Annotated in this window: 22 protein-coding genes; 6 read left to right on the top strand and 16 right to left on the bottom strand. The window is 68.5% G+C overall.

What is annotated here, in order from left to right; genetic code table 11:
- Nucleotide 1: 1 nt before the first annotated feature.
- Genes G5B31_RS11040 through G5B31_RS11020 form a run of 5 tightly spaced genes read right to left on the bottom strand, consistent with a single transcriptional unit; the run spans nt 2 to nt 6,288 of the window.
- Complete coding sequence (locus G5B31_RS11040) at nt 2–916, bottom strand: branched-chain amino acid ABC transporter permease (protein WP_165017399.1); 915 nt, start codon at nt 914–916, stop codon at nt 2–4.
- Complete coding sequence (locus G5B31_RS11035) at nt 916–1,650, bottom strand: ABC transporter ATP-binding protein (protein ID WP_165017396.1); 735 nt, start codon at nt 1,648–1,650, stop codon at nt 916–918. The genes G5B31_RS11040 and G5B31_RS11035 overlap by 1 nt, the downstream gene beginning before the upstream one ends.
- Nucleotides 1,647–2,411 carry an ABC transporter ATP-binding protein gene (locus G5B31_RS11030; RefSeq protein ID WP_165017393.1) on the bottom strand — a complete coding sequence of 255 codons (765 nt, stop codon included), beginning with the start codon at nt 2,409–2,411 and terminating at the stop codon, nt 1,647–1,649. Before G5B31_RS11030 ends, G5B31_RS11035 begins: the two co-directional genes overlap by 4 nt.
- The gene (locus tag G5B31_RS11025) at nt 2,408–4,489 is read right to left on the bottom strand and encodes a hydantoinase/oxoprolinase family protein (protein ID WP_165017390.1); all 2,082 of its coding nucleotides are present in this window, start codon (nt 4,487–4,489) and stop codon (nt 2,408–2,410) included. The genes G5B31_RS11030 and G5B31_RS11025 overlap by 4 nt, the downstream gene beginning before the upstream one ends.
- Nucleotides 4,490–4,503: 14 nt before the next feature.
- On the bottom strand, nt 4,504–6,288 hold the full coding sequence (locus tag G5B31_RS11020; RefSeq protein ID WP_165017387.1) for a hydantoinase B/oxoprolinase family protein: 1,785 nt from the start codon (nt 6,286–6,288) through the stop codon (nt 4,504–4,506).
- Nucleotides 6,289–6,542: 254 nt separating this feature from the next.
- On the opposite strand from G5B31_RS11020, the gene G5B31_RS11015 reads away from it, so the two are divergent.
- Complete coding sequence (locus G5B31_RS11015; protein ID WP_165017384.1) at nt 6,543–7,487, top strand: helix-turn-helix domain-containing protein; 945 nt, start codon at nt 6,543–6,545, stop codon at nt 7,485–7,487.
- A gap of 45 nt (nt 7,488–7,532) precedes the next feature.
- Here G5B31_RS11015 and G5B31_RS11010 read toward each other — a convergent pair whose 3' ends face one another.
- From G5B31_RS11010 to G5B31_RS10990, 5 genes are read right to left on the bottom strand one after another with little or no spacing between them, the layout of a single operon-like run.
- A complete protein-coding gene (locus tag G5B31_RS11010) occupies nt 7,533–8,501 on the bottom strand; it encodes a biotin-dependent carboxyltransferase family protein (protein ID WP_165017381.1) in 969 nt (322 codons plus the stop codon).
- The gene (locus tag G5B31_RS11005; protein WP_165017378.1) at nt 8,491–9,366 is read right to left on the bottom strand and encodes an allophanate hydrolase subunit 1; all 876 of its coding nucleotides are present in this window, start codon (nt 9,364–9,366) and stop codon (nt 8,491–8,493) included. Before G5B31_RS11005 ends, G5B31_RS11010 begins: the two co-directional genes overlap by 11 nt.
- An 11-nt stretch (nt 9,367–9,377) precedes the next feature.
- Complete coding sequence (locus tag G5B31_RS11000; RefSeq protein ID WP_205911918.1) at nt 9,378–10,757, bottom strand: acetyl-CoA carboxylase biotin carboxylase subunit; 1,380 nt, start codon at nt 10,755–10,757, stop codon at nt 9,378–9,380.
- A complete protein-coding gene (locus tag G5B31_RS10995) occupies nt 10,754–10,987 on the bottom strand; it encodes an acetyl-CoA carboxylase (RefSeq protein ID WP_165017372.1) in 234 nt (77 codons plus the stop codon). Before G5B31_RS10995 ends, G5B31_RS11000 begins: the two co-directional genes overlap by 4 nt.
- Before the next feature lie 9 nt (nt 10,988–10,996).
- Entirely contained in the window at nt 10,997–11,719 is a 723-nt protein-coding gene (locus tag G5B31_RS10990) for a LamB/YcsF family protein (RefSeq protein ID WP_165017369.1), read from the bottom strand.
- Between the two features lie 116 nt (nt 11,720–11,835).
- Here G5B31_RS10990 and G5B31_RS10985 point away from each other — a divergent pair, with 116 nt between their 5' ends.
- The gene (locus tag G5B31_RS10985; RefSeq protein ID WP_165017366.1) at nt 11,836–12,741 is read left to right on the top strand and encodes a LysR family transcriptional regulator; all 906 of its coding nucleotides are present in this window, start codon (nt 11,836–11,838) and stop codon (nt 12,739–12,741) included.
- A gap of 18 nt (nt 12,742–12,759) precedes the next feature.
- Here G5B31_RS10985 and G5B31_RS10980 read toward each other — a convergent pair whose 3' ends face one another.
- From G5B31_RS10980 to G5B31_RS10970, 3 genes are read right to left on the bottom strand one after another with little or no spacing between them, the layout of a single operon-like run.
- Nucleotides 12,760–12,990: a hypothetical protein gene (locus tag G5B31_RS10980; protein WP_165017363.1), complete on the bottom strand. Its 231-nt coding sequence runs from the start codon at nt 12,988–12,990 to the stop codon at nt 12,760–12,762.
- A gap of 9 nt (nt 12,991–12,999) precedes the next feature.
- Nucleotides 13,000–13,197, bottom strand: coding sequence for a hypothetical protein (locus G5B31_RS10975; RefSeq protein WP_165017360.1), 198 nt, complete (start codon nt 13,195–13,197; stop codon nt 13,000–13,002).
- Between the two features lie 4 nt (nt 13,198–13,201).
- Nucleotides 13,202–13,435 carry a hypothetical protein gene (locus tag G5B31_RS10970; protein ID WP_165017357.1) on the bottom strand — a complete coding sequence of 78 codons (234 nt, stop codon included), beginning with the start codon at nt 13,433–13,435 and terminating at the stop codon, nt 13,202–13,204.
- A gap of 140 nt (nt 13,436–13,575) precedes the next feature.
- On the opposite strand from G5B31_RS10970, the gene G5B31_RS21365 reads away from it, so the two are divergent.
- The 4 genes from G5B31_RS21365 to G5B31_RS10955 all read left to right on the top strand — a co-directional run bounded on the left by G5B31_RS21365 (nt 13,576) and on the right by G5B31_RS10955 (nt 17,144).
- Nucleotides 13,576–13,710 (top strand): hypothetical protein, encoded by a 135-nt coding sequence (locus tag G5B31_RS21365; RefSeq protein ID WP_276616153.1) that lies wholly within the window; start codon nt 13,576–13,578, stop codon nt 13,708–13,710.
- Between the two features lie 46 nt (nt 13,711–13,756).
- Nucleotides 13,757–16,105, top strand: coding sequence for a glucose/quinate/shikimate family membrane-bound PQQ-dependent dehydrogenase (locus tag G5B31_RS10965; protein WP_165017354.1), 2,349 nt, complete (start codon nt 13,757–13,759; stop codon nt 16,103–16,105).
- 72 nt (nt 16,106–16,177) lie between these two features.
- Nucleotides 16,178–16,687, top strand: coding sequence for a hypothetical protein (locus tag G5B31_RS10960; protein WP_165017351.1), 510 nt, complete (start codon nt 16,178–16,180; stop codon nt 16,685–16,687).
- A gap of 7 nt (nt 16,688–16,694) precedes the next feature.
- Complete coding sequence (locus G5B31_RS10955) at nt 16,695–17,144, top strand: DUF421 domain-containing protein (RefSeq protein ID WP_165017348.1); 450 nt, start codon at nt 16,695–16,697, stop codon at nt 17,142–17,144.
- 12 nt (nt 17,145–17,156) lie between these two features.
- On the opposite strand, the gene G5B31_RS10950 is transcribed toward G5B31_RS10955, so the two are convergent.
- The 3 genes from G5B31_RS10950 to G5B31_RS10940 form a co-directional block, all read right to left on the bottom strand.
- Complete coding sequence (locus G5B31_RS10950; RefSeq protein WP_165017345.1) at nt 17,157–18,353, bottom strand: zinc-dependent alcohol dehydrogenase; 1,197 nt, start codon at nt 18,351–18,353, stop codon at nt 17,157–17,159.
- Entirely contained in the window at nt 18,353–18,925 is a 573-nt protein-coding gene (locus G5B31_RS10945; RefSeq protein WP_165017342.1) for an SRPBCC family protein, read from the bottom strand. Before G5B31_RS10945 ends, G5B31_RS10950 begins: the two co-directional genes overlap by 1 nt.
- A 64-nt stretch (nt 18,926–18,989) precedes the next feature.
- A complete protein-coding gene (locus G5B31_RS10940) occupies nt 18,990–19,934 on the bottom strand; it encodes a linear amide C-N hydrolase (RefSeq protein ID WP_276616160.1) in 945 nt (314 codons plus the stop codon).
- Nucleotides 19,935–20,087 lie beyond the last annotated feature (153 nt).

Below are 20,087 nucleotides of genomic sequence, written 5' to 3'. Positions count from 1 at the left end.
CTCACACCCTCTCCTTGGCACCGCGCGCCGAAAGCAGCCCCTGCGGGCGGAAGATCAGCACCAGGATCACCGCGCCGTAGACGAAGGCATCGCGGAAGGCGCGGGCATCGGGCGGCAGGATCACCTGCATCACCGTGGCGATGGCGCCCAGCAGGAACCCCGCCAGCACCGCGCCGGCAAGGCTGCCCATGCCGCCGATCACCGTGGCGATGAAGGCCATCAGCATGACATTCGCCCCCATCATGATGTTCGCGGTGCCGGTCTGCGACCCGAGGATCAGCGCCGAAGCCGCCGCCAGCGCGCCGGACAGGGCGAAGGCGCCCATGATGACGCGGTTCGCCCGCACCCCCAGCATCCGCGCCATGGTGAAGTTCTCGGCCGCGGCCCGCATCTCCAGCCCGAAACGGGTGCGGCGCAGGAACAGCGTCAGGCCGATCAGCACCGCGAGGGTGACGAGGATGGTGATCAGCTGCAGCAGCGGGATGCGCGCGCCGAGGATTTCCACCGGCTGGCTCAGCGCCGGCAGCAGAGCGATGCTCTTCGGGCGCGAGGTGAACAGCATCAGCAGGAAGTAGCGGATCACGAAGCCCAAGGCGAAGGAGGCGATCATCATCGTCGCCGGATTGGCGCGGCGGAAGCGGCGGAACACCACCAGTTCGGACAGCACCGAAAGCCCCGCGCCGATGGCCAGCGTGAAGGGGATCAGCAGGAACCACGGCAGGTTGCCGGCGAAGACGATGGCGACGGCATCGGTGGATGGCCACAGAAGGGCGAACAGGCTGAAGGCGATCACGTCGCCATGGGCGAAGTTCACCAGCCGCATCACCCCGAAGATCAGCGCGATGCCAAGGGCGCCGAGGGCATAAAGCGAGCCGAGCGACAGCGCGTCGAACAGGACCTGAAGGAGGCTTGCCATCACTGCTCTCCGTATCCGAAATAGGCGGCCTGCATGGCCTCGGACTGCCCCAGCGCGCGGGCATCGCCGTCGAGCAGGATCTCGCCCCCGCGCATCAGCATCATCCGCCCGCCGGCCAGCATGGCGCGGGTGGAGCTTTGCTCGACGATCAGCAGGGTCAGCTTGCGCTCGGCCCGCAGCGCGATCAGCCGCTCGTAGACCTGATCGGTGATGTTCGGGGCAAGGCCGAGGCTGGGTTCGTCGATGGCGACCAGCCGCGGGTGGGTCATCAGCGCGCGGCCGATCACCAGCATCTGCTGCTGCCCGCCGGAGAGCAGCCCCGCCTGGGTGTGGCGGCGGTCCTTCAGGATCGGGAAGGTGGCATAGACCGCTTCCAGTTCCGTCGCCGCCCGGGCGCGCCAGCCGCGGGTGCGGGCGTGCATCCCGGTGCCGACCATCAGGTTCTCCTCGATGCTCAGGCTGCCGAACACATCGCGGCCCTCGGGGACCATCGAGATGCCCAAACGGGCGATGTCTTCCGGCGCGCGCCCGGTGATGTCGTGATCGGCAAAGTCGATGCGGCCACCGGCCGGGGGCGTCACCCCGGCGATGGCGCGCAGGAGCGAGGATTTGCCGGCGCCGTTGGGGCCGGTGATGAACAGCAGTTCCCCTTCCGCCAAGGTGAAGGCGACGTTGCGGACGGCGGTGAGCCGGCCGTAGCGGACCGAGACGTTGGAAAGGGCAAGCAGGCTCATTCCAGCACCTCCAGCCCGCTTTCCAGCACCGGCAGGTCGGTGTCGGCGGCGGTGCCCATATAGGCGTGGCGCACCTTCTCGCTGGCCTTGATCGCCGCCGGAGGCCCGGTCTCGATCACAGCACCCGAGTCCAGCACGACGATGGGATCGCAAAGGCCCAGCACCAGCCCGACGTTGTGTTCGATCAAGAGGACGCCGATGCCGCGCTCGCCGGCGATGCGGCGGATCAGGGCGGAAAGGTCCGCGGCCTCCGGCGCGCTCATCCCCGCGGCGGGTTCGTCGAGGAGCAGGAAGGCGGGCGCCCGTATCAGCGCCCGGCCGATGGCGACGCGGCGTTCGTCGGTATAGGGCAGCGTGCCGGCGATGCGGCCCGCGAGGTGGGAAATCCCCATCCACGCCAGCATCTGTTCCGCCTCCGCGATGGCGGCGGCGCGGGACAGGCCCAAAGCCACGCCGGTCACTTCGAGGTTGTCAATCACCGGCAGGTCGCGGAACAGCCGCCCGCCCTGAAAGGTGCGGGCGATGCCCTTGCAGCGCACCTCATGCGGGCGCAGCCCGGCCAGCGGCGCACCGTCCAGCGTGACGGCGCCCGCGGTTACGGGCTGGAACCCGGTCAGCGCGTTGACGAGGGTGGTCTTCCCCGCCCCGTTCGGGCCGATCAGCCCGACGATCTGGCCGGAGGCGACCCTCAGCGTCACCTCCGACAGGGCCTTCAGCCCCGCGAAGGCGACCGATACCCCGTCTGCGCCGAGTTCGCTCATGCAGCCCCCCTTGTGATCAGATAGGAACCCGAGGCGTCCAGCTTCGCCGTCCAGCCCGGTTCCACGACGATGGTGGTGGTGACTTCCTCGATCACCGCGGGGCCGGCGACACTATCGCCCGCACCGAGGCGGCCGCCGTCATAGATCGGCGTCTTCACCCGCGCGCCGTCGGCCGAGAACACCGCGTCGCGGTGCGCCTTGATGGCCGATGCCGCACCTTTGCCGGGGGGAAGGACGGTCCGGCCCGGCTTGTCCACCAGGCCGTAGACCGTGCTTTCCAGGTTCACCACCTCGACCACGGAATGCGGCTCGGAGTAGGTGTAGAGCTGTTCGTGCCGCTTGTGGAACGCCTCGATGATTCGGCCGATGCTGCTGGCATCGACCTTGAATGTGTCGATTTCCACCGTGCATTCATGGACTTGCCCGACATATCTCATGTCGAGGCTGCGCTTCACCCGCGTGTTGGCACCGCCGAAACCGTCGGCCTTCAGATGCTCCAGCCCCTGCGCCTCGATCTGGCCGAACAGCTCGTCGATCCGGGCATAGGCCGCGTCCGACTCCAGCCGCAAAGGCGCGGTGGCCATGTAGTTGTATTTCACGTCACTGATGATCTGGCCGAAGGCGCAGAGGCCCGAGGCCAGTTTCGGCAGCACGATGGTGTCGATCCCCATCGCATCGGCCAGCGCGGTGATGTGGGCTGCCGTCGCGCCCCCGGCGCCGACCAGCACGAAATCGCGCGGGTCGTAGCCGCGTTCCACGGTGACGCGGCGGATGCCGTTCACCATGTTGGCGTTGACGATGGTGAACATGCCATAGGCGGCGCGTTCCACGCTCATCCCCAGCGGTTCGGCGAGGGCCTTCTCGATCGCCCCGCGCGCCTTGCCGGCGTCGAGCGGCAAGCGCCCGCCGACCAGCCCCTCGGGGTTGAGATAACCCAAGGTCAGGTTGGCGTCGCTGACCGTGGGCAAGGTGCCGCCCTGGCCATAGCAGGCCGGCCCGGGGTCCGAGCCCGCCGATTGCGGCCCCATCTGCATCAACCCCATCTCGTCGATCCAGCCGATGCTGCCACCGCCGGCGCCGAGGGTTTCCACCTGGATCATCGGCACGCCGATGCGGTAGCGCAGGAAGTCGATGTTCTTGCTGATGTTGGTGGAACCGTCCTTGGTCAGGGTGATGTCGAAGGAGGTGCCGCCCATGTCGACGGTGATCACGTCCTTCTTGCCGAACGGCTCGCAGACATATTGACCCGCCGCCGGCGCCGAGGCGGGGCCGGAGTTGATGGCATAGACCGAGCGGTCGGTCATCGCCTGGCCGATGGCGAGGCCGCCGTTCGACTGGTAGTAGCGCACTGGATGCTTCGCGCCGAGGCTGCGGAACCAGGCGTCCACCGCATCGACATAGCGCTTCATGATCGGCGCGAGATAGGCGTTCACCACCGCGGTCGAGGTGCGGGTGTATTCGCGCACCTGCGGGTAAAGCTCGCTCCCGAGGGTCAGGATCGCGCCCGGCATCATCTCGCGCACGATCTCGCCGGCGCGGCGCTCATGCTCGGGATGCAGCACCGACCAGACGAAGCTGATCGCCACCGTCTCCACCCCTTCGGCAAGGAACAACTCGCAGGCGGCGCGGACATCGGCCTCGTTCAGCGGCGTGCGCACCTCGCCGGTGGAGAGGACGCGCTCGCTGACGCCGCGGCGCAGGTAGCGCGGGACCAGCATGGTGGCGGGCGGGTATTCCGGGTCGTAGCGGTAGCCGTCCTCCTTGTGGCCGAGGCGGATTTCCAGCGAGTCCTCGTGCCCCGCGGTGCAGATCAGCCCGGTCTTCGCCCCCTTGTGCTGGATCAGCGCGTTCAGCCCGACGGTGGTGCCGTTGATGCAGAGGTCGCAGCCGGGGATGATCTCGGTCGCCGGAACCCCCAGTTCCTCGGAGATCAGCGCCAGCCCGTTGCGGATCGCCAGCGTCGGGTCCTGCGGGGTGGAGAGCGCCTTGAACAGCCGCACCTGCCCGGATTTGTCGGCCAGCACGAAGTCGGTGAAGGTGCCGCCCGCGTCGATGCCCAGTCTGTATTCGGATTTCATTCTCACATCCCCCCTTATTTCGCGGCCACGGCGCGACGCTTGGCGCGCAGGCTCTCGGTTGCGTCCCTGTCCACGGCCAGCGTGGCGGGGTCTGTGATGATGACGCCGTAGTCCTCCCTTGCCCCTCGCACCGAGACGAGGCCGTTCTTCACGTCCGACAGCACGCTTTCCACCGCGCGCTCCATCGGGTTGCCGTAGCCGCCGCCGCCGGGGTTCATGTTGGTGATCCGGTCGCCGGGCTTGATGACCTCGATCACGTTCTCGCGGATGGTCCTGGACTGCCCGCCCTTCACCAGTTCCAGCCTTCCGACCTTGGTGTCGGTGATCGTGCTGGCCGCGCCAGCGGCGCCCACCGCCGGGATGCGGCGGCCTTCGCCGAAGGTGATGAAGGTCATGTCGTCGTTCAGCGGCTCCACCTCCCAGGCGGTGCCGGACCCGCCGCGGAACTTGCCGGCGCCGCCCGAATCCTCCATCAGCGAATAACGGTGGATGATGATCGGGTAGGAATATTCCAGCAGTTCCACGTCTCCGCTGGTCAGCGCCCCGAAGCAGCATTCCGGCCCGCAGGCGTGCCAGCCGTCCTGCGACGGCGTGGCGCCTGCGCCCGAGATGATGGTGGCCAGCACCATCGTGACATATTCCTCGTCATGCCGCTTGTCCCAGCCGGCGATGTTCAGCCCGTTGGCATGGCCCCAGCTCGCCGAGACCTTGGACGGCACCGCCTTCTCGAAGGCCAGCCGCACCGCATCGGTCAGCGTCTCCATCGGCGTGGTGGTGCAGTTCATGTGCGGCGCGGGTTCCTGCGCGTTGCAGATCGTGCCTTTCGGCCCGAAATCCACCGTCACGCAGCGATACAGCCCCTCGTTGTAGGGCGGCGGCAGCTGTGCGAACATCATCAGGCCCAGATAGACGCCGGAATGGCTGTTCCCCTCGTAGCTGTTGATGAAATAGGGAATCTGCGGCGGGCTGGAGATGGCGATGTGGCAGCTGTCGCCCTTGATCGTGACCTTCGCCCTGATCTCGAAATCGCCGAAGCCGTGGCCGGCATCTTCCAGGATCGCCATCCCCTCATAGCTGCCGTCCGGCACCGCGGCGATCAGCCCGCGCATCTGCTTTTCGGCCATGTCCAGCAGCATGTCGATGCAGGCATCCACCTGCTCTTCGCCGTATTTCTCCAGCATCGCCAAGAGCGCGCGCTCGCCCACCTGGCAGGCGCCGATCAGCGCGTTGAAGTCGCCTTCCTGGTCGCGGCGGGCGCGCATGTTGGTGAGAAGCAGGTTCAGCACGTCCTTGCGCGGCTGGCCGCGGTCCCACACCTTCACCGGCGGGATGCGCAGGCATTCGGCATAGATTTCCTTGGCGTTCGGGTTGTAGCCGGCCGGCACCGGCCCGCCCACGTCGGTCAGGTGGCCCTTGCAGACGGTCCAGTATTTCAGCCGGCCCTGCCAGAACACCGGCCGGTAGAAGCAGGTGTCGATGGCGTGCGACCCGCCCCAGGCCGGATCGTTGTGGATGATCAGGTCGCCCTCGTGGATCTCGCCGTCGAAATACTTCGCCACCACCTTCATCGCCGGGATCAGGCTGCCGAGGTGGATCGGGATGTCCTGCCCTTGCAGGATCATCTCGGGCCGGTGGTTGAACAGCGCGGTGGAATAGTCGTGCGCCAGGTTGAACACGCTCGACCGCGCGGTCTTTTCCAGGCTCAGCGTCATCTCGCGCTGCGTGGTTTCCAGAATGCCGCGGACGACCGATAGCGTGATCGGATCGACCTCGACCTTCCGGGCTGTGGTTTTCGTCATTGCGAAGCCTCCTGCCGGGGGCCGCGCAAAAGGGTGCCGCTCGGGCGGATCGCCCGGCCGAATCGGTGGAATTCCCTGTTGCGCGGCGTCTGTTGCGCCGTTGTGGCAGAGAGGCTAGCGGCAGGAATTGCGGCGCGTCTTTGCACCGGACGCATGGATTTTTGTGCGACAGCGCGCTGCGCCGCCGCTGCGGAACGCCGCGCTTTACAGGCGATTTCGCGCATGGCCTGATGGGCGGAACGGGGAGGAGCCCGATGCAACGCACCATCACGACCGAGGGGATCGACCTTGGCGCGCGCAGCCGCCATTGGCACGAGACCATCGCACAGGCCTATTTCCCGCTGGACCTGACCTTCCGCCGGCCCGAGGCCTTCGATGGCCGCATCACCGACTGGACCCTGGGCCAGGTGTCGCTGTCGCGGCTGACCTCGGACGCGCTCCTTTACCGCCGGCTGCCGAAGCATTTCCGCGAGCCGGGGCCGGAGGAATTCCTGATCACCATCCCCGCACGCTCCGAGGTGCGCTTCCTGCAGGGCGGCAAGGAGATCCGCGCCAATCCCGGCGCCTATTTCATCGAGCGCAGCCACCAGCCCTATGAATTCAGCCACGACGACCCGGCCGACCTGTGGGTGATGAAGCTGTCCTCCGACATGCTGGGCGGCCGCGTCCGCGCGCCCGACCGCTTCTGCTCGCTGGAGTTCGACGCGACCAACGGCGCCAGCGGCTTCTTCGTCGACATGGTGCACCTGATCCCCGCGCGCTATGCCACGATGACCGAGGAGACCCGCGCCACCGTGGGCCGGCAGCTGGCCGACCTGCTGGCGCTGGCCCTGCAGGCCGACGACCGGGTGATGCTGTCCTCGGTGTCCTCGGTGCGCGCCGGCCATCTGGCCCGGATCGAGGGCTTCGTGCGCCGCCATCTCGATGACCCCGACCTCGGCCCCGACAAGGTGGCCGCGGGCTGCGGGATTTCCGTGCGCTACCTGCACGAGGTGCTGCGCGACACCAACACCACCCTGGGCGCCTGGGTGCGCGACATGCGGCTGATGGCGGCGCAGGAGGATTTGCAGAACCCGGCCGACCGGCGGTCCATCGGCGAGATCGCCTGGGCGCGCGGCTTTCCCGATCAGGCGCAGTTCAGCCGTGCCTTCAAGGCAAGGTTCGGCATCACCCCCAGCGAGGCGCGCGGCCGGGCCTAGGGGGCGGGGAAGGCGCGCTGTGGCGGTCATCCCGGCCCCCTCCCCTCACAGCCCGAGATGGGCGCGGACGCGGCCCAAGGCGGCCTGCCGGTCGTGCCGGGCGGCCAGTGCCTGCTCCATCGTCACTTCGGTGAACCGCGCCGGGGCGTGGGGCTGCAATTGCCCGATCAGGTCCATGTCGGCGCTGATCACGCAGCCCAGCATCATGTAGCCGCCGCCGGACACCGCATCACGGTGCAGCACGATGGGCTCCGTCCCGCCCGGCACCTGTATGCTGCCATAGGGATAGCAGGCATCGACGATGTTCGACGGGTTCGACCCGGCCCCGAACGGCTGCTCCCGCGGCACGAAGTCCAGCGCGGTGCCGCCCTTGAAGCGGTAGCCGATCCGGTCCGCCTCGGGCGCGACCTTCCAGGTGTCGGCGAGGAACCTCTTGCCGGCCTCGGCGGTGATCCGGTGCCGGTAGAGACCCGGCAGCATCCGCAGTTCCGCCGGATTGCCCGGCTGGCGGCGCAGGTTCGCGGGGATCGCACCCTTGCTACCCTTCCCCTGCCCCAAGGGCAGTTCGTCCCCGGCCTTCAGCGCCCGCCCCTCATGGCCGCCCAAGGCGCCCAGCGTGTAGGTGCTGCGCGACCCCAGCGTCAGCGGCACGTCGATCCCGCCGGAGACCGCGACATAGGCCCGCGCCCCGGCCTTGAGGAAGCCGAAGGACAGCCGGTCGCCGGATTTGACCGGGAACGCCTCCCAGGTCGCGCGCTCCTCGCCGTTCAGCTTCGGCGGCAGCTCGCCTCCCGTCACCGCCACCGTCGCGGCCGAGGTGAACTCCAGCTCCGGGCCGAGGAACACTGCCTCCAGCACCGCCGCGCCCTCGTCGTTGCCGACCAGCATGTTGGCGGCGCGGAGCGCGAAGCGGTCCATCCCGCCGGACAGCGGGATGCCGAGGTGGTAATACCCGGGGCGGCCCAGATCCTGCACCGTGGTCGACAGGCCGGGGGTGACAACCTTAACGGCCATGAAGGGCCTCCATCAGTCTGGCATTGGTGCCGGCCATGTCGCGGTTGAACTCGGCCAGGCTGAAGGTCGCCGGGCGGATCACCGGCTCGTAGCGGTTCTGCGCCACCGCCTCGACCGCGGCGTCATAGGTGTCGCGCGTCACCGGCTTCCATTTCACGATGTCGCCGGGGCGGAACAGGCACATTTCGTCCCGCAGGTAGGACACCTTCTGCTGCGGATCGTAGATCGGCATCGGCGTCACGCCGAACATCTGGTAGCCGCCCGCGCCCCTCACCGAATAGATGCAGGAGAAGCAGCCGCCGTGGCCCACGGTCAGCTTCGGCGTGTCGGTGCGCGGGCGCAGGTATTTCGGCACCTGCAACTGTCGCTCGCGCTCGACCATCTGGTAAAGGAACGGCAACCCGGCGACGAAGCCCACCATCGACACGAACCAAGGCTGGCCGGAATGCGCGGCGATGAAGTTCTCGACCGTGCCCAAGCCGTTGATCTCGGCGGCATATTCCAGGTCGGTCTTGCTCGGGTCCTGATGCCGCTCGCGGAAGCGCATCAGCGTCTCATGCGTCCAGGGATCGTTGTAGAGCACCGGGATCTCGATGATCCTTGTCTTGAGGCTGGCGTCGGATGTCGCCGCCGCGGCCTCCATCGCCTTCAGCTCGCGCATCAGGTCGTCGGGCCTGATCCGGTCGGGGTCGAACTTGACCTGGAAGCTGGCATTGGCCGGGCAGATTTCGGTGACGCCCTTGATCCCCGCCGCGCGCACCGCATTGGTCATGGAAAGCGAGGTGAAGAAGGATTCGAGCGACATGGCTTCGGAGACTTCGCCGAAGATGTGCTCGTCGCCTCCGAAGGTGAAGCGGATCGACATGGGGCCTCCTTTCAGGGGTCCGGCTCGGGGGTCAGCCGGCCGGCGTTGCGGTCGAGCCAGCCTTCCAGCCAGCGGGTGTGGAACCTGCCCGCCTGCACCTCGGGGTCGGCGGCAAGGGCAAGGAACAGCGGTTTCGTGGTGCGGATGCCGTCGATCCGGGTCTCGCCCAGGGCGCGGGTCAGGCGCTGGATCGCGGCCGCGCGGGTCTCGGCATGGACCACCAGCTTGGCGAGAAGCGAGTCGTAGAACGGCGGCACGGTATAGCCGGCGTAGAGCATCGACTCGAACCGCACGCCGGGGCCGCCGGGGATGCGCAGGGCCTCGACGGTGCCGGGGAACGGGGCAAAGCCCTTTGCCGGGTCTTCCGCGTTCAGCCGGACCTCGATGGCGTGGCCCTTCACCTGCACCTCGGCCTGCCTGATCCGCAGCGCCTCGCCCCCGGCGATGCGCAGCCCCTCGGCCACAAGGTCGATACCGGTGATCATCTCCGTCACCGGGTGTTCCACCTGGATCCGGGTGTTCATCTCGATGAAGTGGAACCGGCCGGTGGCGTCGTCGAACAGGTATTCGATGGTGCCCGCGCCGGAATAGTTCACCGCGCGCGCGAGCCGCACGGCGCTGGCGCAAAGCTCGTCGCGCTGGCGGGGGGAAAGCGCCAGCGACGGCGCCTCTTCCCAGACCTTCTGGCGGCGGCGTTGCAGGGAGCATTCGCGTTCGAAGCAATGGATCGCGTCCACACCGTCGCCCAGCACCTGCACCTCGATGTGCCGCGCGTTGCCGATCACCTTCTCCATGTAGAGCCCGCCGTCGCCGAAAGCCGCCAAGGCTTCGGCGGCGGCCTGCGGGAAGGCCGCCTCGAACTCGGCCAGGTCGCCCGCGATGCGGATGCCGCGGCCGCCGCCCCCGGCCGCCGCCTTGATCATCACCGGAAAGCCGGTGTCCATCAGAATCTGCCGCGCCTCGGCGATGTCCTTCACCCGGCCCATCGACCCCGGGACCACCGGCACACCAGCGGCATGGGCGGCGGAACGGGCGGACACCTTGTCGCCCATCAGCCGGATTGCCTCGCCCGACGGCCCGACCCAGATCAGGCCGGCCGCCACCACCGCATCGGCGAAATCGGCGTTCTCGGCCAGGAAGCCATAGCCCGGATGGATCGCATCCGCCCCGGTTTCCTCGGCGGCCTTCAGGATCGCCGCAACGGAAAGATAGCTTTTCTTCGCCGCCGGCGGGCCGATGCAGACCGCCTCGTCGGCCAGTTGCACATGCAGCGAGTCACGGTCGGCCTCGGAATGGACGGCGACGGTCGCCATCCCGAGGTCCTTTGCCGCGCGCAGGATGCGCACCGCAATCTCCCCCCGGTTGGCGACCAGAAGCTTGCGGATCATCAGGACACTTCCGCCAGCACGGCGCCGGCCATCACGGGGTCCTCGTTGTCTGTCACGAAGCGCAGGCCGCTGCCCGCCACGTCCGACCGCACCTCGTGGAACGATTTCATCACCTCGATCAGCCCGATCACCTCGCCCACGGCGACGGCATCGCCATCGGCCTTGAACGGCGGCTGGTCGGGGCTGGGGCTGCGGTAGAAGGTGCCGGGAAGCGGCGACAGGATCTGGGCCATGGGAACCTCTCAGGTCAGGGTCTGGAGTGCGGCGCGCACCGCGCGGGCGATGTCCACCGCATTGGGCGTGTCGGAATGGATGCAGACCGTCTCGGCCCGGGTCGGGAAGAACGAGCCGTCGGTGGCCTGCCCCCGCCCTTCGGTGATGGCGCGGGTGACGCGGGCGGCCATTTCCGCCGGGTCCTTGGCGTCATGCTCGCGGGTGACGATCAGGCTGCCGTCGGGACGGTAGTCCAGATCGCCGTAGAACTCGGCGATCAGCCTGTGGCCGCGGGCGGGGTAGATGGTTTCGTGCAGCGTGCCGGTCATGCCGAGGATCGGCACCGGGAAGATGTCGGCCGCGTCGCAGATGGCATGGGCGATGTCCTCCTGCCGGGCCGCCATGCCGAACAGGCTGCCGTGCGGCTTGATGTGGTTCAGCTCCATCCCCTCGGCCTTGAGGAAGCCGCACAGCGCGCCGATCTGGTAGATCAGCGCATTGGCCATCTCTTCCCGCCCGATCTTCATCTCGCGCCGGCCGAAGCCTTGCAGGTCGGGCAAGGACGGATGCGCGCCGACCTTGACGCCATGCGCCTTCGCCAGCCGCACCGTCGCCCGCATGTGGTTGAAATCGCTGGCATGGAAGCCGCAGGCCACGTTGGCGATGTCAATGAACGGCATCAAGGCCGCATCGTCGCCCATGCGCCAGAGCCCGAAGCTCTCGCCCATGTCACAGTTGATCGTGACAGGCACTCGCACCTCCCGGATGCTGTGGTTTTTCTTGTTGCGGGAATGGTGGAGCGAGTCGGGTCTCATAGGCAAATACGAAATTCTGCATTGCAATATCTGATAATGTGATACGTTGGGACATGGCCCTGACCCTGCGTCAATTGCGCTATTTCATCGCCGCCGCGGAAAGCGGGCAGATCAGCCTTGCGGCGATGGAGATGAACATCTCGCAATCCGCCGTCACCGCCGCGGTGCAGGGGCTGGAGGCGGAACTGGGCGTCCGCCTGCTGGCGCGTGGTGCGCAGGGCGTGTCGCTGACGCCCGAGGGCGCGCGCTTCCTGACCCGCGCCCGCACGATCCTCGGCGCGGTCGAGGATGCGGTGCGCAGCCCCCTGGGCGAGGAGACCCGGGCGCAGGGCCGCGTAAGGCTGGGGATGAGCTATACCGTCGCCGGCTACTTCATGTCACGCCATTATGCGGCGTTCCGGCGGTCATACCCCGGCATCGTGCTGGAACTGCACGAACTGCCGCGCCCGGCGATCGAGGCGGCGCTGGTCGACGGGGGCCTCGACCTGTCGGTGATGCTGACCTCGAACCTGTCCAACCGCGCGGCGCTGGATTTCGAGACCCTGTTCCGCTCGCGCCGCCGGCTGTGGCTGGGGACCGACCATCCGCTGCTGGCGCTGCCCGCCGTGCCCTTGGCCGAGGTAGTGCGGCAGCCCTACATCATGCTGACGGTGGACGAGGCCGACCAGACCCAGGCGCGGTTCTGGAAGGGCTTCGGGCTGGAGCCGGAGGTGATGTTCGCCACCTCCTCGGTCGAAGCGGTGCGCTCGCTGGTCGCGGCCGGGATGGGGGTGACGATCCTGTCGGACATGGTCTATCGGCCGTGGTCGCTGGAGGGCCAGCGCATCGAACAGCGCGCCCTGGTGGAGGCGGTGCCCAGCATGGACGTGGGCCTGGTCTGGCCGAAAAGCCGACCCCTGCCCCCGGCGGCGACCGTGTTCCGGTCCTTCCTGTCGCGGATGGCGGGCAGCGGAGGGTAAAGGGAGCCTGCCCCCGCGTCAGGTCTCCTTCTCCTCCGGCGCGCCGCGGTGCTTGTTGTGCGCGCTTTCCTGATGCGTCGGGGTGCCGGCCCCCTTCCCCGCCGGGCCGCCCGGGGGTGCGGGCGGCGGCAGGCCTGCCTCCTCCCGCTTCAGATCGGGGCGGGGGTCGAAATCCTTGTCGGCATTGCTGGTGTCCACGCGCTTCTCGAGGATCCGGCGCTGCTGGTCATGGGTCTTGTTGCCGCTCATGCCGCGTCCTCACTTGTTCTCGCGCCCGCGCTGGCGCGGGTCGATGCCGCCCTGCGGCGTGGTGTCGTTCAAGACGTCGCCCTCGAAGGTGTTCTCGCCGCCGATCTTCGGATCGTCCCGGTCGGCCCCCTTGGAGCGGCCGATGCCGGGATCGCCGCGCAGATCGGCGTCGCTGGGCTGACGGGTCTTGGGATGCTTGCCTGACATGGGATCACTCCTCGGTCCGGTCGGGGGGCTGGTCGGGGGTCTTGCCCTCGCCCAGCTGCTGTTCCGCGCGGAGACGGGCGGAATCGAGGCCGCGCTGCTCGGAATGGCGGGATTTGTCGCGGTTCGACAGGATTTCCGGCAGGGGGCCGGTTTCCTCCGCCCCCATGCCGCCGCTGCCGTCGCCCTTGCCCTGATCCTGCTGGCCGGGGCCGAATTTCCTGCTGTTCGCATGGGCCATGGCTGTCCTCCTTTGACCGGGGAAGAACCGGCGGCGGCGGGCGTTGTTCCAGCAGGTCCCGCGCCTTGGGAACATCCGTGCGCTTCGGCGGGTTGACCGGCCACCATGCGGTGCGAACCGCGGCGGGGCAGGAGGCCGGAATGGGCAAGATCGGGATCGCGATATTGATCGCCGCAGCGGCCCTGGCCGTGGTGGTGATGTTCGGCGGCATGGGCCGGGACGGCGGCGAGACCGGGCAGGACAGCGCCAACCCCCATGCGATCCAGCAGGAGTGACGGCCCGTTCCGGGCCGGATTGCCCCACGAACGAAGAAGGTGCGGAATGCGGTATTTCACCTGTGGAGTTTTCGGCCTGATCGCCCTGGCGCTGGCCGGTCTCGGCGGCTGGCTGGCGGCGGAGGGCGGCAGCCCGGCCTATCTGATCCTCGGCCTGGCCCTTCTTGCCGTGGTCTGGCTGCTGTGGCGCGGCCGCGCGGCGGGACTGCATCTCTTCGCCGCCATCCTCGCGCTCTGGCTGCTCTGGGCGCTGTGGGAGGTGGGGTTCGACTGGTGGCAGCTGATGCCGCGCGGCGGCCTCCTCGTCCTGATGGGGATCTGGCTCTGGCTGCCCCCGGTGCGGCGCCGGCTGGTGCCGCCCGCGCCGGTGCAGGGCAGGCAGGGAGCGGGCCTTTCGCTCGGGCTGGCCCTCCTTGCCACCATCGCGGCTGCCGGCGTTTCGATGCTGCGCGATCCGCACGATCTGGCGGGCGCCCTGCCCGGCCCGCGGCTGACCGGCGCGCCCGCGACCGGCAACCCGGTCCCGGACGGCGACTGGCATCAATACGGCCGCACCGGCTTCGGCCAGCGCTGGTCGCCGCTGGACAGCATCACGCCGGCGAATGTGGGCAGTCTGGAGGAGGTCTGGCGCTACCGGACCGGCGACGTGAAGCGCGCCGACGACGTGAACGAGACCACCTATCAGGTCACGCCGCTGAAGGTGGGCGACAGGCTCTATCTCTGCACGCCGCACAACATCGCCATCGCATTGGATGCCGCCACCGGGGCCGAGATCTGGCGCTTCGACGCGGATTCCGGCATGAACCCGGACCGCCAGCACCAGACCTGCCGGGGTGTCACCTATTGGAACACCGGCGCCGCCCCCGCGGCCGAGGGGCCGGCCTGCGTGGAACGGGTCTACCTGCCCACCGCCGATGCCCGGCTGATCGCGCTGGATGCCGCGACGGGCGAGGTCTGCACCGGCTTTGCCGAGAACGGCACCCTGCATCTGGAGGCGGGGATGCCCTACACCCCGCCGGGCTATTACTATTCCACCTCGCCGCCAGTGGCGGTGGACGGGCGGCTGATCATCGGCGGCGCGGTGAACGACAATTTCTCGATCCGCTCGCAGTCGGGCGTGATCCGCGCCTACGACATCCTGACCGGAGAGCTGCTGTGGAACTGGGACAGCGGCAACCCCGACGACACCGCCCCCATCGACATCGCCGGCGGCGAGACCTACAGCGCCAATTCGCCCAACAGCTGGTCGGTGTTCTCGGTCGATGCCGAACGCGGACTGGTCTACATCCCGCTCGGCAATCAGGTGCCCGACCAGCTGGGCATGGGCCGCAGCCCGGCGGTGGAGGAGCATTCCTCCTCGGTGGTGGCGCTGGACATCGCCACCGGACAAAGGCGGTGGGTGTTCCAGACCGTCCACCACGACCTCTGGGACATGGACGTGCCCGCCCAGCCGGTGCTGCTGGATCTGCAGATCGGCGGGGAAACCCTGCCCGCGTTGGTCGCGCCCACCAAGCAGGGCGACATCTACGTGCTGAACCGCGAGACCGGCGCGCCGATCCTGCCGGTGAAGGAAGTGCCCGCCCCGCAGGGGGCGATCCCCGAGGACTTCACCGCCCCCACCCAGCCGGTCTCGGCCCTGAGCTTCGAGCCGCCGCGGATGCGCGAGGCCGACATGTGGGGCCTGACCATCTTCGACCAGCTGATGTGCCGGATCGACTTCAACCGGCTGAACTACGACGGCCGCTACACGCCGCCCTCGCTGAACGGCAGCATCGTCTATCCCGGCAATTTCGGCGTGTTCAACTGGGGCTCGGTCGCGGTCGATCCCGAGCGGCAGGTGATGTTCGGAATGCCGACCTGGCTGGCCTTCACCGCCCGCCTGGTGCCGCGCGACCAGATCCCGCCGCCCGGCGCCGGCGAGACCGCCAGCGAACAGGGCCTGAACCGCAACGAGGGCGCGCCCTACGGCGTGGTGATGGGGCCGTTCCTCGGGCCGCTCGAGATTCCCTGCCAGGCACCGCCCTGGGGACAGGTGGCCGGGGCGGACCTGACCACCGGCCAGATCGCCTGGCGCCACAAGAACGGCACCGTGCGCGACATGACCCCGCTGCCCCTGCCGTTCGAACTGGGCGTTCCCGGCATCGGCGGGCCGATCGTCACCCGGGGCGGCGTCGCCTTCCTGGGCGCGGCGGTGGACGATTACCTGCGCGGCTACGACCTGACCACCGGCGAGGAATTGTGGCGGGCCCGCCTGCCCGCAGGCGGCCAGTCCACGCCGATGACCTATGAAGTCGGCGGCCGGCAATACGTGCTGATCGTCGCCGGCGGCCATGGCTCGGTCGGCACCAAGCCGGGGGATTACGTCATCGCCTATTCGCTGCCCGAGGGAGGCTGACCCGGGCGGGGAACAATTGAACAAGGATCAAGTTCGGTCTGCAAGCGACTGTAATCCCAAGTGGAAACACGGATGACGACGAAGCCGATCCCTCCTCACATCCGGCCGGATGGCCTGCAACTGGAAGAGAACCGCGGCTTCCAGCAGCGGTTCTGGCGGCTGCAGCGCGGGGCCTGGCTCGGCTTCGCGCTGCTGATGATCCTGGCGCTTCTGGGATTCACCGGCAGCGGCGGGCCGTTCCAGAAGCAGCGGATCGGCTTCACCGACGCCGTGGTCGAGCTGCCGCGGGTGCTGCGGTGGGAGGCAGGCGACGAGATGGTGATCACCTTCGACGCCCCGGCCCGGACCCGCAGCCTGCGGATCGGCCAGAGCTTCGCCGACCTGATCGCCATCGAGCGGATCGAGCCGGAACCCGCGGCCGCGCGCCTCGTCTCCGGCGGGCAGGTGCTGGACTTCGCCGCCGGCGGGGATGCGCCGCATCGGGTGCGGCTGGCCCTGCGGCCGCTGCATTTCGGCTGGCTCCGCTTCGACCTGGGGATCGGCGGCGAAAGCCGCAGCGTCGGCCTTCTCGTCCTGCCGTGAGGGAAAGATGGATACGGTCACGCGCGGCGTCGCGATCTATGCGATCCTCCTCCTGATCACCCGGCTGTCGGGACGGCGCACCCTGGCGCAGGCGACGCCCTTCGATTTCGTGCTGCTGCTGATCATCGCCGAGACCACCCAGCAGGCGCTGCTCGGCGACGATTTCTCGCTGACCAATGCGGTGGTGCTGATCGTGACTCTCTTCGCCGTCGACATCGCGCTGTCCTTCGTCAAGCGCTGGTCGTCGCGGATCGCGCTCTGGCTGGACGGCACGCCCACCGTGCTGATCAGCGGCGGAAAGATCGACGCCGAGGCGATGCGCCGGGCGCGGGTCAGCCTGGAGGAGGTGCTGGAAACCGCGCGGCATCAGCACGGGCTGAAGAGCCTGGCCCAGGTCGATGCCGCCGTGCTGGAGACCGGCGGCCATATCAGCGTCATCCCGAAGGACCAGTCCTGAGATGAAGGGCGGTCAGGGCAGAAGGTCGGCCCCGCTCCGGCCCGGTTTCAGCACCACCTTGGTCCAGTCGTTCTGGTTGTCGCGGAAATTCCTGTAGCCGGTCGCCGCCTGTTCCAGCGGCAGGCGATGCGAGATCAGGAAGGTGGTGTCGATCTCCCCTTCCAGGATGCGGTGCAGGAGCTGCTTGGTATAGGCCTGCACATGGGTCTGCCCGGTGCGGATCTGCAGCCCCTTCTCCATCAGAGTGCCCAGCGGGAACTTGTCGGCCAGCCCGCCGTAGACGCCGGGGATCGACACCCGGCCGCCCTTGCGCACCGCGGTCAGCGCCAGGCGCAGCACATGCGCCCGGTCGGCGCCGATGCCGATCTTCTGCTTGGCCGCATCCATCAGGTTGTCGGGCGAAAAGCCGTGGCTTTCCATCCCCACCGCGTCGATCACCGCATCGGGGCCGATGCCGCCGGTCATCTCCATCAGCGCCTCCAGCACATGGCTCTGCCGGTAGTCGACGGTCTTCGCGCCCAGGCTGCGGGCCAGCTCCAGCCGGCGGGGATGATGGTCGATGGCGATCACCTGCCCCGCCCCCATCAGCAGCGCCGACTGCACGGCGAACAGCCCGACCGGGCCGCAGCCCCAGACGGCCACGTTGTCCCCCGGCGCGATCTGCGCGTTCTCGGCCGCCATCCAGCCGGTCGGCAGGATGTCGGAGAGGAACAGAACCTCCTCGTCGGTGGGGCCTTCCGGTATCACCAGCGGACCCACGTCCGAGAACGGCACCCGGACATATTCGGCCTGCCCGCCGGGATAGCCGCCGGTCAGGTGCGAATAGCCGAAGAAGCCGCTGACCGGATGGCCGAACAGCAGCTCCGAGGCCTCCTGCGTCTCGACCGGGTTGGAGTTGTCGCAGGCCGCGAACTGGCCGGCCCGGCAGAAGAAGCAGGCGCCGCAGGAGATGGTGAAGGGCACCACCACCCGCTGCCCGGGCTTCAGCGTCGATCCCGGGCCGGTCTCGACCACCCGGCCCATGAACTCGTGGCCCAGGATGTCGCCGGCCTTCAGCCCCGGAATGACCGCATCGTAGAGATGCAGGTCCGAGCCGCAGATGGCGGTCGAGGTCACCTCGATGATCGCATCCCGCGGATTGACGATCTGCGGATCGGGCATGGTCTCGACCCGGACATCGTGCTTGCCCTGCCATGTCAGCGCCCGCATCAGCCGGCCCTCCGGTTGCGCGCGGTGGCGATCTCGCCGGTCTCCAGCAGCATCTTCAGCCGCTTCAGCGCCTGCCGCCCCTGCGCCTTGGGGTCGATGCCGCGCAGCCGCGCCGCCAGATGGCCGGCCAGCCCCCATTTCGGCCGATAGGCCACATGCGCCTCCACCTCGGTGCCGCGCCCGGCCGGGGCCTCGCGCAGCTGGACCTTGATCTCGACATCCAGCTCGGCGCCCTCGACGCTGCGCCAGGCGCGCATCTCGCCGGGCCGGTCATGCACCGGCGCCGTCTCGACCCGGATCTCGCGCGAGGAGGTGGCAAGCACCCAGACCAGATGGTCGCCCGCGCCAGGCTCCACCCGCAGGTGACTGCCGAGGATGGCGTTGAGCCGCGCGGGATCGCGGAAATGATCATGGATCAGGGCCGGGTCGGCGGCGATGGTGACGGTCCTGCCGACCACCTGATAGCCGCCGAAATCCAGCGTGCGGGCGGTCCGGCCCGGCGCGCTGTCATGGTCCTGTTCCGCTTCCCCCTGTCCCATCGCCTGCGGATGGGCCGGATCGTGCTGCCGCATTGCCTTTCTCCCCGGCCGTTCGCCCCATCGAACCGCCGGGAAATCGCATTGTTCCCGGCGCGCGCTACTCGGCGGCCTCGAAGGTGAAGGGCTCGGCCGGAACGAACTGGCCGGAGACTTCGCCCGCCAGCACCCGGTTCATGTCGACGCCGAGGTCCAGCAGTTGGACCTGCGCGCCTTCGGAAAAGTCCAGCTTGGCGAGGTCCACCCAGAACACGTTCGGCGAGGTCGCGGATTCGGCGTAGAACAGGCGGTTCTTCTGGTCCGCCACGATGCGCCAGCGGGTGGTGGACAGGTTCGGCGCATCCGGCAGGCTGATGCCGTAGGGGACCGAGACGTTGCGGATCACGCTGAACACCGCGGCGGCGGCGGTGCGCGGGTCGTCGCTCTGCACCACGGCGTCGATATAGGTCGAGGCGCGGACGAAGCGGTCCGTCGCGCGGTTGGTGCCGGGCAGGAAGGTGCGCCAGTCGACATTGCTCCAGTAGCTGGTGATCGCAAGCTGCTCGTCATAGGACGGCTCGTTGGTCATCACCCGATAGTCGCGGCCGTGGTGGATGTGCAACTCGCCGCCGATCCACTCGAAGATCGCGCTATCGCCCGTCGCGTCGGACAGCGACAGGTGCAGCGGCGCCAGGCTTCCGGGCCGGCCCGGCACCTCGCCGCTGACCACCTGCATCGGGTTGGCGCGGGTATATTCGACCGCCTCGGCCACGGTGGCGAACTGGTCCAGGTAGAACTGCGCCCAGAGCGCCAGCGACAGGCGCGGCGTCGCGCCGTCATCTTCGGGATAGCCGGCATTGGCCAGCCAGAGGAGGTTGGCGTTCAGCCCGGCCTCGTTCATGCCGTCCACGGTGGAAATCTCGTAGCCCGAGACGATCAGGCTGCCGTATTTCGCGGTCCATTCCGGCGACCGCGGCCCGGCCGCGCCGTGCCGCACCATGCCGCGCGGGAAGACCCACAGATTGCTGACGATCGGGTCCTTGAAATCGAAGGTCCGCCCCGTCAGCTAGGTTTCGCCCGGACCGTGATAGGTCACCCGTGTGCAGGCCGGGGCATCCGCCGCGATCAGGCAGGCCGAGAGGGTCAGGGATGCCAGCAGTTTCCCGGATATCGACATCGGCTGTCTCCTTCTGCGAAAGACGGTGCGCCATTTGGAATG

It is taken from the genome of Rhodobacter sp. SGA-6-6 (assembly GCF_011043545.1).
Taxonomy (GTDB): Bacteria; Pseudomonadota; Alphaproteobacteria; order Rhodobacterales; family Rhodobacteraceae; genus Pseudogemmobacter.
Note: the sequence above shows the minus strand (reverse complement) of the source record. Positions and strands in the feature narration are given on the sequence as shown.